Origin of the sequence: Mycobacterium sp. DL440 (assembly GCF_011745145.1) — a bacterium.
In the GTDB taxonomy this organism is placed as follows: domain Bacteria; phylum Actinomycetota; class Actinomycetes; order Mycobacteriales; family Mycobacteriaceae; genus Mycobacterium.
In genome coordinates this window covers 5582728-5595065 of record NZ_CP050191.1, presented here as the reverse complement: position 1 = coordinate 5595065, position 12338 = coordinate 5582728, and the positions used below count along the sequence as shown (strand labels likewise).

9 protein-coding genes are annotated in these 12338 nt (G+C 64.5%); 5 read left to right on the top strand and 4 right to left on the bottom strand.

Annotated elements, in window-relative coordinates; translation table 11 throughout:
* Positions 1 to 493 precede the first annotated feature (493 nt).
* On the top strand, positions 494 to 1603 hold the full coding sequence (locus tag HBE63_RS27250) for a transporter substrate-binding domain-containing protein (RefSeq protein WP_166907899.1): 1110 nt from the start codon (positions 494 to 496) through the stop codon (positions 1601 to 1603).
* Positions 1604 to 1612: 9 nt separating this feature from the next.
* On the opposite strand, the gene HBE63_RS27245 is transcribed toward HBE63_RS27250, so the two are convergent.
* Entirely contained in the window at positions 1613 to 2692 is a 1080-nt protein-coding gene (locus tag HBE63_RS27245; RefSeq protein WP_166907897.1) for a dihydrodipicolinate reductase, read from the bottom strand.
* Between the two features lie 234 nt (positions 2693 to 2926).
* Between HBE63_RS27245 and HBE63_RS27240 the strand changes: the two genes are divergently transcribed.
* Positions 2927 to 4762, top strand: coding sequence for an acyl-CoA dehydrogenase (locus HBE63_RS27240; RefSeq protein WP_166907895.1), 1836 nt, complete (start codon positions 2927 to 2929; stop codon positions 4760 to 4762).
* Positions 4763 to 4905: 143 nt separating this feature from the next.
* The gene (locus HBE63_RS27235; protein ID WP_166907893.1) at positions 4906 to 5538 is read left to right on the top strand and encodes a DUF1361 domain-containing protein; all 633 of its coding nucleotides are present in this window, start codon (positions 4906 to 4908) and stop codon (positions 5536 to 5538) included.
* Positions 5539 to 5564: 26 nt separating this feature from the next.
* Here HBE63_RS27235 and HBE63_RS27230 read toward each other — a convergent pair whose 3' ends face one another.
* Positions 5565 to 6191 (bottom strand): TetR/AcrR family transcriptional regulator, encoded by a 627-nt coding sequence (locus tag HBE63_RS27230; protein WP_166907891.1) that lies wholly within the window; start codon positions 6189 to 6191, stop codon positions 5565 to 5567.
* Between the two features lie 137 nt (positions 6192 to 6328).
* On the opposite strand from HBE63_RS27230, the gene HBE63_RS27225 reads away from it, so the two are divergent.
* Positions 6329 to 6775, top strand: a complete 447-nt coding sequence (locus tag HBE63_RS27225; protein WP_166907889.1) for an MmpS family transport accessory protein — start codon at positions 6329 to 6331, stop codon at positions 6773 to 6775.
* Positions 6772 to 9675, top strand: a complete 2904-nt coding sequence (locus HBE63_RS27220; RefSeq protein WP_208301222.1) for an RND family transporter — start codon at positions 6772 to 6774, stop codon at positions 9673 to 9675. Before HBE63_RS27225 ends, HBE63_RS27220 begins: the two co-directional genes overlap by 4 nt.
* Positions 9676 to 9716: 41 nt before the next feature.
* On the opposite strand, the gene HBE63_RS27215 is transcribed toward HBE63_RS27220, so the two are convergent.
* Positions 9717 to 10628, bottom strand: coding sequence for a TIGR03564 family F420-dependent LLM class oxidoreductase (locus tag HBE63_RS27215; protein ID WP_166907887.1), 912 nt, complete (start codon positions 10626 to 10628; stop codon positions 9717 to 9719).
* A gap of 381 nt (positions 10629 to 11009) precedes the next feature.
* Positions 11010 to 12311, bottom strand: coding sequence for an acetyl-CoA C-acetyltransferase (locus tag HBE63_RS27210; RefSeq protein ID WP_166910267.1), 1302 nt, complete (start codon positions 12309 to 12311; stop codon positions 11010 to 11012).
* Positions 12312 to 12338 lie beyond the last annotated feature (27 nt).

Here is a 12338-nt window from a genome sequence, read left to right as displayed (position 1 = left end):
CGTCTTCTCATCTGACCCCTAGTGAATTCGTCACGGGAAAGCCAATAGCGCCAGCAGTTCCTCCCCTGCATGAGCGCCAACGCCAGTGAGTGCGTCTGCCTGGCAGAAGAGGCTCAGTCGGAAGGCCCCAGGTGCAGCCGAGGTCGGCCGTCGCAGTCTGACGGCGAGCGGCCGCATCGGCTGACTGGGAGTCTCGTCGGTAGTGTCAGCTCGGATGTTGGTGACAGCGCATGTCGTGAAGTCGGCGGTAGCTAAGGTGCGGAGGTGGGAACTGGGCAGATCACCCAGCACTAGTGCATTCAGTGCCGGCCGGGTATAGCGAATTGGGCGTCGGATGTTCTCGATAAGCAGTTCACCGGCGTGGCGGAAGACACCGTGATGGGACCGTCGGGATCTCATTGTGGTCGCAATGCCGCTCACCAGCGTAGGAAGGATAGGTAGTGTGCTGACACGGCGGTGCCTTGGATTGGCGGCGGTCACAATTATCGTGTCCATGCTGACGCTGGCACCTACGTTTGCCGCGCGGGTTGCTGCCGAGCCTGCGCCCCCCACCAACCCGGGCTCAGCAGCAGAGACGGTAAAAGTTGTGGTCCATCCGTTGGAGCCGTTTGTAATGCGAACCAGCAGTGGCGAACTCACCGGGTTCAGTATCGATCTGTGGGATGAAATTGCCAAACGCGTGGGATGGACCACCGAGTACCTCATCACCGATGATGTTCGCGGGCAGTTGGCGTCGGTGGCTACCGGACGCGCCGGCGTCGCCGTCGGTGGAGTTTCACTCACCGCGCAGCGCGAACGGTCGTTCGATTTCACCCAACCGACTCTGGACGCAGGCTTGCAGATCATCGTCCCAGTGCAGGACACCAGGCCGTCGGTGCCGGGGTTGGGCGGTTACCTCGATCTGCTGCTGTCGCGCACAATGCTGGTGTGGCTTACTGCGGCGGTGGTGGTCAGTGTGATTCCGGCCCATGCTTTCTGGCTGGTGGAGCGGCGACGCGACGAGAAGCCTGTGGTGTCTCGATCGTACTTCCCGGGCATTTTCCAGGCGTTCGGCTGGGGAATAGGTTCGCTGGTAGGACGCCAGAGCACATCGGCAACACAAACGGTTACCAAAGCACTGGCCATCCTATGGGGTTTTGCCGCAATCGTATTCGTGTCGTTTTACTCGGCCAACCTCAGCGCCACCCTGACCGTGGCGAAGCTCGATGCCAAAATTACCGGCCCGGCTGATCTTTATGAGAAGTCTGTAGCTACGGTGAGAGGGACGACGGCAGCGGATTTCCTTCACTCGATGGGCATCGAGGCCACCGAGACGTCCACTATCGAGGACTCGTACCACTTATTGCGTGAAGAAGGCTACGACGCAGTCGTTTTCGATGCGCCCGTGCTGCGTTACTACGTCGCTCACCGTGGCGAAGGCGTTGCTGTGACGGCCGGCCCAGTGTTCCAAGACGAGAACCAAGGCTTTGTCGTCAGCACCAACAGCCCGCTACGCAGACCGATCAACCAAGCCCTATTCCGCATGCGCGAGGACGGAACCTACAACTTGATCAAAGAGAAGTGGTTCGGCGACGACGTCGCGACTGCCGCCGGCGCCAGCTGAACAGGTCCGTCAGATCCAGCGGGTGGCCTCGACCTCGGCAGGCAGCGGCGGGTGCAACGGCACGTCGAGGCCGTCGTAAATGCCGGGCTTCTGGGTGGCCAGCCAGTCGATCGCGCCGAGCAGGCGGTTGGCCGCAGTGGTGTTGCCGCCGTCCGCGCGAGTCCCGCCCGGCACGTCGGCGCGCACCACCATGGTCAGCTGCGGATCGCCGTCGATGATGACGCGATGGTCGCCGACGCCCTCGTCGGGCTCCGGCCAGTCCGGGGCACAGGCCGGGTCGATGCGGGTGATGTGCTCGATGACGACCCGCTCGACGCCGTTGGCCCATCCGATGACCTGGAGTCGGAACGCGCCCTGAGTGCCGGCCTCGAACCGGCCCATGACGTTGTCGACGGCCTCGGTGAGCGGCAACCGTTCGACCGTCTCGGTGATGTCGTCGATCTCCAGGCCCAGCCCGCGGCCGATCAGCCGCACATTGCCGCCCCACACCATGGTGGGGATCGACGGCAGCAACATCATCGGCGTCTCGTCCATCGACCCTCCAAAACCACACCGCAGCCGCACGGCCTCGGGCTGGTTATAGGTGGAGTAGTCGAAGATTTCCTGGCACCGGATGGTGCGGATCCGGGTACACAGCCCGGCCGCGATCACCGCCAGGGCGTCGTTGCCCCAGCCCGGGTCCACGCCGCTGACCAGAAGTGCCGAGTTACCGGCCACCGCGGCGTCGGTGAGCCGCTCGACCCACTCCGCGGGAGCCGAGGCCGGGTCGTAGAGCGAATACAGAGACGGCGTCACCACTTGTTTGCCCGCACGCAGGCATTGCTCGATCTCGGCGATGGCCTCCTCCGGACGGATATCGCCAGAGGACATATAGGCAACCGCATCGCACTGGGCGAGCGCGGCGTCGACATCGGTGGTCGCGGTGACGCCGGTCGGGGCGTCGAGCTCGGCGAACGTCGCGGCGTCACGACCAGCCTTGTCCTCAGATGACGTGATGACTGCAGCCAGTTCCAGTCCAGGGAATCCCGTGGCCGACCTGATGGCCGTCGCACCCATGTTCCCGGTACCCCACACCGCAATTCGACGCATCGGGCCACCCTAGTGGACAGTTGGTGACTATCCTCACAGTATCCGAAAATGGCAGGTCAAAGCCGTTCGCGGCGAGAGGTACAAGGCTCGATCAACCACTGGGTTGGTTAGCTTCCAGAAATTGCTCAGAGTTTCTTTGCGTTGAAGTTACTGAACGGTATAGTTGGCCGCAGTTACTGGTGGGTAACTTATCCAAAGTACCCAACCTCAGGTGGCATTCCACAAGGAGGAAAAGTGAGCCACTACAAGAGCAATGTCCGTGACCAGGTCTTTAACCTGTTCGACGTCTTCGGCATCGACAAGGTGCTCGGCACCGGCGCGTTTGCGGATCTCGACCAGGATTCGGCTCGTGAGATGCTCGCGGAGATCGCCCGACTGGCCGAAGGCCCCATCGCCGAGTCATTCGCCGACGGTGATCGCAATCCCCCGGTGTTCGACCCCAAGACTCACAGCGTCGCGCTGCCCGAGTCCTTCAAGAAGTCGATGCGTGCGCTCCTCGACGGCGGCTGGGACAAGGTCGGCCTTTCCGAAGAGCTCGGCGGCATGCCGGTGCCTCGCGCCCTTCAGTGGGCGCTGATCGAGCACATCCTCGGCGCCAACCCCGCGGCCTACATGTACGCGATGGGCGCGGGCATGTGCGAGATCTTCTACAACAACGCCACTGAAGAGCAGAAGAAGTGGGCGGTACTGGGCGCCGAGCGCGGCTGGGGCGCCACCATGGTGCTGACCGAGCCCGACGCGGGCTCCGATGTCGGCGCCGGCCGCACCAAGGCCGTCAAGCAGGAGGACGGCACCTGGCACATCGACGGTGTGAAGCGCTTCATCACCTCTGCCGACTCCGATGATCTGTTCGAGAACATCATGCACCTGGTGCTGGCCCGCCCCGAGGGTGCCGGCCCGGGCACCAAGGGCCTGTCGCTGTTCTTCGTACCGAAGTTCCACTTCGACCATGAGACCGGCGAACTGGGCGAGCGCAATGGTGCCTTCGTCACCAATGTCGAGCACAAGATGGGCCTGAAGGTCTCCACCACCTGTGAGCTGACCTTCGGTCAGCACGGCACCCCCGCCGTCGGCTGGCTCGTGGGCGAGGTCCACAACGGCATCGCGCAGATGTTCGACGTGATCGAGCAGGCCCGAATGATGGTGGGCACCAAGGCCATCGCCACCCTGTCGACCGGCTACCTCAACGCTCTGGAGTACGCCAAGGAGCGCATCCAGGGCGCCGATCTGACCCAGATGATGGACAAGACCGCTCCGCGTGTCTCCATCACCCATCACCCCGACGTCCGTCGCAGCCTGATGACCCAGAAGGCCTACGCCGAGGGGCTGCGCGCGCTGTACATCTACACGGCAACGTTCCAAGATGTCGAGGTCGCCCAGGCCGTGCACGGCATCGAGGGCGAGCTGGCCCACAAGGTCAACGACCTGCTGCTGCCGATCGTCAAGGGTGTCGGCTCCGAGCGCGCCTACGAGAAGCTGACCGAGAGCCTGCAGACCTTCGGTGGTTCCGGCTTCCTGCAGGACTACCCGGTCGAGCAGTACATCCGCGACGCCAAGATCGACTCGCTGTACGAGGGCACGACCGCCATCCAGGCGCAGGACTTCTTCTTCCGCAAGATCGTCCGCGACAAAGGCCAGGCGCTGGCGTTCGTGGCCGGTGAGATCGAGCAGTTCATCAAGAACGAGACCGGCAACGGCCGCCTCAAGACCGAGCGTGAGCTGCTGGGCACCGCACTGACCGACGTGCAGGGCATGGCCGCCACCCTCACCGGGTACCTGATGGCCGCCCAGGAAGACGCCGCCAGCATCTACAAGGTGGGCCTCGGCTCGGTGCGCTTCCTGCTGTCGGTCGGCGACCTGCTGCTCGGCTGGCTGCTGGCCCGCCAGGCCGCGGTGGCCATCGAGAAGCTCGACGCCGGCGCCAGTGGCGACGACCGCACCTACCTCGAGGGCAAGATCGCTGCCGCATCGTTCTTCGCCAAGAACATGCTGCCGCTGCTGACCAGCACCCGTCAGGTCATCGAGACCCTCGACAACGAGGTGATGGAGCTCGACGAGGCTGCGTTCTAAGAAGCTCGTACGAAATCGCCCCCGGGTCACCCCGGGGGCGATTTTGCTTCTGTGCCCAACGTTGGCTGGTGTAACAACATCGGCCAAAATATCGAACACAAGCCAACATTCGACGGGCAACCGGCACCAGGCAAACTGGTCCCATGACCGAAGCCCGCGGCATCCTGCTCGTCGTATCGCTGATGGCGACGACCGCGCTCACCCTGGCCCTTGGGATCACCGACCCGGCCGCACCGATGTCCTACCCGACCAAGTTCCTGGTATGGAACCTGGTGCTGGCGTGGATGCCGATGGTCTTCGCGATCGCGTTCGATCTGGTCGAGCGCCGGCTGTGGCTGCTGCCGCTGGGACTGGGCTGGTTGGCGTTCCTGCCGAACGCCCCGTATCTGGTGACCGATCTGGTTCACCTCGGCGAGGGGTATGAGCTGTGGCGCCACGTACTGCAGTACGGGTTCGCCGCGTGGACCGGGATCCTGCTGGGCGTGGCGTCGCTGCTGCTCGTGCATCAGCGCCTGGACGACGAATTCGGCTCGTTCTGGGGTTGGCTGACCGTCGTGCTGTCCGTTGCGGCGTGCGCCGTCGGCGTGGTCATCGGCCGCTTCCAGCGATGGAACTCCTGGGACCTGGTGACCCGGCCCGATGCGGTGGTCGCGGCGACGTTCGACTGGATGCGCTCACCGCTGTCCTACGTGCAGTCGACGGGTGTGGCGATAGCGGTTGCGGCGTTCTTCGGGTTGGCCTATCTGACCGTCTGGGCTGTGCGCGGATTGCGTTGAGCGACAGGCCCCGCCGCCCTGCGAGGTCAGAAGCGGGTCAGGCTGGGCATCAAGACGTCGTCCACGAGTGCCCGAACCGTCGCCTCGGTCGGCGGACGTCCAGGTATCAGGGACCGGAACACCAGATATCCCGGCATCACATCCCACAGCTCGTTGTGCACCGCCGCGGCGTCGATCTCGCCCCGGCCGACCGCGTCGGCCAGGACGTCGGACATCAGCTTCTTGCGCTGCAGCACGAACTGATTCTGCATGGCCGCACTCAACTCCGGACTGTGTGCCACCTCGGACATGATCGCGCTCATCGTGCTGCCGTGCTCGCGTGCCTGTGCACACACCGACGCCCCGATGCTCAGCAGGTCGGTGCGTAACGAGCCGGTGCGGGGCGGCACCAGCTGAACCCGGGTGCCCTCGATGAAGGCCGCCAACACGAGCTCGGTCTTCGACGGCCACCGCCGGTAGATCGTGGCCTTGCTCGACTTCGCCTCGGTCGCCACGGCTTCCACGGTCAGCCGGTCGTATCCGTGCTGCTGCAACAGGCGAAGGGTCACCGCCAACAATTCCGACTCGCGCTCGGTCCACTGCGACGCCGGGGCCGGCGGTGAGACGTCATGCGATGAGGCGGTCGAAGCGGGTGACACTGAAAACCTTTCCATAGCGGGCAGCCATGGCCACTTGTCCGTAGGCCTTGCCCTCAACACGACTGTACCGTACGGTACCGTTCAGGTGCTTGGAACGGCCGAACACTCTCGCCTCAAGGCGAGTTGTGCGCTTGTCCTCGAAAGGCTCTGAGATGCAGGGGATCTCGGTAGGAAGCCTGGTCCGGCGACGTTGGACGGTGATCGTTGCCGTACTGGTGGTGGCGGTCGTCGCCTTCGCCGTCAGCCGGCTGCACGGCATATTCGGTTCCGACAACGAGGTGTCACGTCCCAGTGCCGACGCTCTGGAGAACACCGGATACAACCCGAAACGGGTTCTCTTCGAAGTGTTCGGATCACCGGGCTCCGTTGCCACCATCAATTACCTGGACATCGACGCACAACCGCAGCGGGCCGAGGACGTGACGCTGCCGTGGTCGCAGACGCTGGTCACCGATGACCCGACCATGTTCGCCGACCTGCGGGCGCAAGGGGACGGCGAGTCCATCGGGTGCCGCATCACCGTCAACGGTGTGGTCAAGGACGAAAGGTCCACCGATAACGTGAACGGCTACATCGCCTGCCTGGACAAGTCGGCATGAGCGGGCAGCACGCAGAAGGTGAAGTTGCCGGTTCCAGGACAGCGCGAACCATTCGCCTGCTCGCCGTACCGATCGTGCTGGTGTGGGTCGCCGTCGCCGCACTGACGAATATCCTTGTGCCGCAATTGGAGGTCGTCGGTGCGGCGCGCTCGGTAGGTCTGAACGCGCCCGACGCGCCATCGACCATGGCGATGCGGCACATCGGTCAGGTCTTCGACGAGTTCAACTCCGACAGCGCAGCCATGGTCGTGCTCGAAGGCGACAAGCCGCTCGGCGACGACGCCCACCGCTTCTACGACACCCTGGTACAGCGACTGGCCCAGGACACCAAGCACGTCGAGCACATTCAGGACTTCTGGGGAGATCCGCTCACCGCGGGCGGCTCGCAGAGCAAGGACGGCAAAGCCGCACTGGTGCAGGTGTATCTCGCCGGCAACCAGGGTGAGGCACTGTCCAACCAATCCGTCGACGCCATCCGCGAAATCGTGGCGAGCACCCCACCACCGCCGGGTGTCAAGGCCTACGTCACCGGCGCCGCACCGCTCATCACCGACAACTTCGAGGTCGGCAGCAAGGGCACCGAAAAGGTCACCGGCATAACCTTCTTGGTCATCGCGGTGATGCTGCTCGTGGTCTACCGCTCGCTGGTCACCATGCTCATCATGCTCGTCACGGTCCTCATCGAGCTGGCTGCCGCGCGCGGTGTCGTCGCCGCGCTCGCGCACTCCGGGGTCATCGGCCTGTCCACCTATTCGACGAATCTGCTGACGCTGTTGGCGATCGCGGCGGGCACGGACTACGGCATCTTCATCGTCGGCCGCTATCACGAAGCGCGTAGCCGTGACATGGACCGAGAAGCCGCGTATTACGACATGTTTCGCGGCACCGTACACGTCATCGTCGGCTCCGGACTGACCATCGCCGGAGCCGTGGCCTGCCTGCACTTCACCCGACTGCCCTATTTCCAGACCTTGGGCATACCCGCCGCCATCGGCGTGCTTGTGACGCTGGCAGCCGCGCTGACGCTGGGCCCCGCCGTACTGACCATTTTCAGCCGGTTCGGACTCCTTGAGCCGAAACGCAACCCACGGGCACCGCGATGGCGCCGCATCGGTACCGCGATCGTGCGTTGGCCCGGTCCCATCCTGGTGGTGTCGTGTCTGATCGCCCTCGTCGGCCTACTCGCCCTGCCGGGCTACAAGACCAGCTACGACGGCCGGCCCTACCTACCGGAATCAGCACCGGCCAACATCGGCTACACCGCTGCCACACGGCACTTCTCAGAAGCCCGCCTGAACCCCGAGCTGCTGATGATCGAAACCGATCACGACATGCGCAACCCCGCCGACATGCTGGTGCTCGAACGCGTTGCCAAGGCAGTTCTGCACACCCGCGGCATTGCCCTGGTCCAGTCGATCACCCGACCGCTGGGCACCCCGATCAAGCACAGCTCCATCCCATTTCAGATCAGCGCGCAAAGCGCCAGCCAGATCATGAATTTGGGCTACCAGCAGGATCGCGCAGCCGATCTGCTCAAGCAGGCAGGCGAGCTGTCCAACACGATCAACATCCTCAAGCAGCAGGTCACACTGCAGCAGGCCAGTGCTGCCGCCACTCATGAGCAGACCCAGGCCTTCCACGACACCGTGACGATCGTGAACGACCTGCGTGACAAGATCGCCAACTTCGACGATCAGTTCCGGCCCCTGCGCAACTACTTCTACTGGGAACCGCACTGCTTCGACATCCCGATGTGCGCGGCGCTGCGGTCGGTGTTCGACGCGCTCGACGGGATCGACAAGCTCAGCGACCAGTTCGGCCAGATCACCGCGAGCTTGGACAAGCTCGACGCCCTCCAGCCGAAACTCGTCGCGCTGCTACCGCCGCAGATCGCCATCCAGGAGCGCAACCGTGACCTGACCCTGTCCAACTACGCCACCACGGCCGGGACCAACTCGCAGTCTGACGAAGCCCTACAGAATTCGACCGCGATGGGACAGGCTTTCGACTCCGCCAAGAACGACGATTCGTTCTATCTACCTCCGGAAGCCTTCGACAATCCGGACTTCAAGCGCGGTCTGAAACTGTTCCTCTCACCCGACGGCAAGGCCGCCCGCATGATCATCACGCATGAGGGCACTCCCGCCACACCCGAGGGCATCTCACACATCGACGCGCTCAAGGACTCCGCGTTCGATGCGATCAAGGCCACGCCCCTGTCGGACGCCAAAATCTACGTAGCCGGAACCGCTTCTGCGTACAAGGACATTCAGGACGGCGCCAAATACGATCTGCTCATCGCCGCATTGGCGGCCATCAGCCTCATCCTGCTCATCATGATGTTCATCACCCGTAGCATTGTCGCGGCGCTTGTCATCGTCGGCACGGTCGTGCTGTCGTTGGGAGCATCGTTCGGTCTGTCAGTCCTGGTGTGGCAGTACATCTTCGGCATCCAGCTGTACTGGATCGTGCTGGCACTCGCCATCATCCTGCTGCTGGCGGTCGGTGCCGACTACAACCTGCTGCTGATATCCCGATTCCAGGAAGAGATCGGGGCCGGGCTCAAAACCGGCGTCATTCGCGCCATGGCCGGCACCGGCCGGGTGGTGACCGCCGCCGGCCTCGTGTTCGCGGCCACCATGTCCTCGTTCATCTTCAGCGATCTCATCGTGCTCGGCCAGATCGGCACCACGATCGGCCTCGGCCTGCTCTTCGACACCCTGATCGTGCGGTCGTTCATGACACCGTCCATCGCCGCGCTGCTCGGCCGGTGGTTCTGGTGGCCACAGATCGTGCGGCCCCGGCCCGCCAGCCGGATGCTGCGCCCGTACGGATCGCGCACCTCGGTGCGCCGCCTCCTCGAACCGGAGCCCGAGCCGACGCCGGAGGGCGCTCCTTAACTGCGCCGAGGGAACTCGCCCAGGAGATTTGAAGCCGGCGCTCAGCTGTCCAGGGAGCGCAGCAGTGCCCTGGTCCGCGCCCTGGTTTCGGGCGATGCGTCGAACACCACCCCGACATATTCGTCGACACCGACCGGTCCCAGAGCCCGAATACGTTCTGCCACAGTGCTTTCGTCGCCGATGATCGCTGCATCCTCGGGACCGGCGTAACCCTCCCGGTCGAGCATGGCCCGGTAGGACGGCAGATGCCCGTACATCGCGAACTGTTTGGCGGCCTGGGCCCGAGCGCCGTCGACATCGTCGGTGACGCTGACGGGAAGCGCCGCGACAACCCGTACCGAGCGGTCCCCCGCCGCCTCTCGCAGCGTCGGGGCCACATGTTCGGCCAACGTTGTCGGGCCCGTCATCCACGTCACGGTTCCCGCCGTGCGACGGCCCGCGAGTTTGAGCAGTTGCGGCCCCAGTGCGGCGATGTACACATCGGGCGCCGACGCCCCCGGGATCTGCAGGGCGCCGCGCGTGGTCACTGTCTCCCCCGGCGCATCGGCGGGCTCGCCGTCCAGCAGCGGCTGCAACCCGTCCAGATACTCACGGAGCCGACGCACCGGCTTGTCCCACGGAATGCCCCACATGCCTTCGGTCACCGCCGCATGCGTCATGCCCAGGCCGAGCAGGAACCGGCCGCCGCTGATCAAGCTGAGCGTCAGCGCGCGCTGGGCCAGCAGCATCGGGTGCTGATTCTGGATCGGGATGACACCGGTGCCCACCTCGATGCCGTCGACCTCACGAAACGCGACCGCCAGCACGGTCAGGAGGTCGGGTTCATAGGGCATCTGGGTCATCCAGACCCGCCGGAAACCCTCGTCGTGCAATTGCGCGAGATTCTCCACGGTGGCGTCGACCGGCGAGCGGCCACCGGTTTCACTGAGCGAGGCGATGAGGCTGATCTGCATGGCACCACGCTATGCGGGCGCGAGCCTGGTTCCGAGGGGATTCAAACAAATAAGGGCGGGTTCGGGAGGACACCTGGGGGCGTTTTAATTCGTCTCACGCAGCCGGTCTTTCACCCCTGTACCGACTCTTTGGATCAGTCACTCCCGAACCCGTCGTAGGCTCGATCGTACGCCTCGGGTACCCCTCAAACCAGAGAAAGTACGGCCGAATTTTACCGAGAATTTGAAGCTAGGTCGCCCCGTGTTGCCGTCGGGTCGGGGGGTCAGACGGCAACACGGAGCTACCCATGTATCGACCTCTATGCCGCGGCCGTTACACATCTCCAAAACAAACTTTTCGGATGTTTTCGCGGGCGGTAGTCAGGCCTGGTCGAGCTCCGGCTACGCCTCCAGGATGGCGGTGACGCCCTGCCCACCCGCCGCACAGACGGAGATCAGGCCGCGCACCGGCTTACCGGTTTGCGCCTTTTTCTGCGCCAGCTGCTTGGCCAGTTGCGCCACGATCCGGCCACCGGTGGCCGCGAACGGGTGACCCGCTGCGAGCGAGGAGCCGTTTACGTTGAGCTTGGCGCGGTCGATGCTTCCCAGCGCCTTGTCCAGACCGAGCCGGTCCTTGCAGTACTCGTCGGATTCCCAGGCCGCCAACGTCGCCAGCACCACCGAGGCGAACGCCTCGTGGATCTCGTAGAAGTCGAAATCCTGCAGCGTCAATCCGTTGCGGGCGAGCAGGCGGGGCACCGCGTACGTGGGTGCCATCAGCAGGCCGTCCGGCCCGTTGACGTAATCGACGGCGGCGGTCTCCCCGTCGACGAAGTACGCCAGCGGCTCGTGGCCGTGTGCCTGGGCCCAGTCCTCACTGGCCAGCAGCGCCACCGAGGCACCGTCGGTCAGCGGGGTCGAGTTGCCCGCGGTCATGGTCGCGTCACCAGCCTTGACGCCGAACACCGGCTTGAGCTTGGCCAGTTTCTCCGGCGAGGAATCAGCCCGGAGATTGTTGTCGCGGTACAGGCCGAGGAATGGGGTGACCAAATCGTCGAAGAAGCCGCTGTCGTAGGCGGCGGCCATGTTGCGGTGGCTGGCGGCGGCCAGTTCGTCCTGGTCGACGCGCTTGACGCCCATCTTCTTGGCGGTGACCGCAGCGTGCTCGCCCATCGACATCCCGGTGCGCGGCTCACTGTTGACCGGGATTTCCACGCCCAGGGCGGCCGGCAGCTTGCCGACCAGCTTGAGCCGGTCGAGGTTGGACTTCGCCCGGCGCAGGCCCAGCAGCACCTGACGCAGGTCGTTGCCGAACGCGATGGGCGCGTCCGACGCGGTGTCCACACCACCGGTGGCCGCGGACTCGTACTGCCCCAGCGCGATGGCGTTGGCGGCGACGATCGCGGACTGCAGGCCGGTGCCGCAGGCCTGCTGCAGGTCGAAGGCCGGCGTGTAGGGCGACAGAGCGCTGCCCAGCACGCATTCGCGCATCAGGTTGAAGTCACGGCTGTGCTTGAGTACCGCCCCGCCGATCACCGCACCGAGCTGCTCACCGGCCAGATCGAAGCGCTCGATCAGCCCGTCCAGCGCGGCGGTGAACATGTCCTGGTTGGAGGCGTTGGCATAGGCGCCGTCGGACCGCGCGAACGGAATCCTGTTGCCACCCAGAACGGCAACGCGTCGCCGGGTCGTGTTGTTGGCCATCTGTTTGCCCTCCACTTTCGGGTTGTC

What these genes read in the sequence shown, in the direction of transcription:
- HBE63_RS27250 (WP_166907899.1), top strand. Translation starts at nt 494, where the DNA reads ATGCTGACGCTGGCACCTACGTTTGCCGCGCGGGTTGCTGCCGAGCCT.
- HBE63_RS27245 (WP_166907897.1), bottom strand. Translation starts at nt 2,692, where the DNA reads ATGCGTCGAATTGCGGTGTGGGGTACCGGGAACATGGGTGCGACGGCC.
- HBE63_RS27235 (WP_166907893.1), top strand. Translation starts at nt 4,906, where the DNA reads ATGACCGAAGCCCGCGGCATCCTGCTCGTCGTATCGCTGATGGCGACG.
- HBE63_RS27230 (WP_166907891.1), bottom strand. Translation starts at nt 6,191, where the DNA reads ATGGAAAGGTTTTCAGTGTCACCCGCTTCGACCGCCTCATCGCATGAC.
- HBE63_RS27225 (WP_166907889.1), top strand. Translation starts at nt 6,329, where the DNA reads ATGCAGGGGATCTCGGTAGGAAGCCTGGTCCGGCGACGTTGGACGGTG.
- HBE63_RS27220 (WP_208301222.1), top strand. Translation starts at nt 6,772, where the DNA reads ATGAGCGGGCAGCACGCAGAAGGTGAAGTTGCCGGTTCCAGGACAGCG.
- HBE63_RS27215 (WP_166907887.1), bottom strand. Translation starts at nt 10,628, where the DNA reads ATGCAGATCAGCCTCATCGCCTCGCTCAGTGAAACCGGTGGCCGCTCG.
- HBE63_RS27210 (WP_166910267.1), bottom strand. Translation starts at nt 12,311, where the DNA reads ATGGCCAACAACACGACCCGGCGACGCGTTGCCGTTCTGGGTGGCAAC.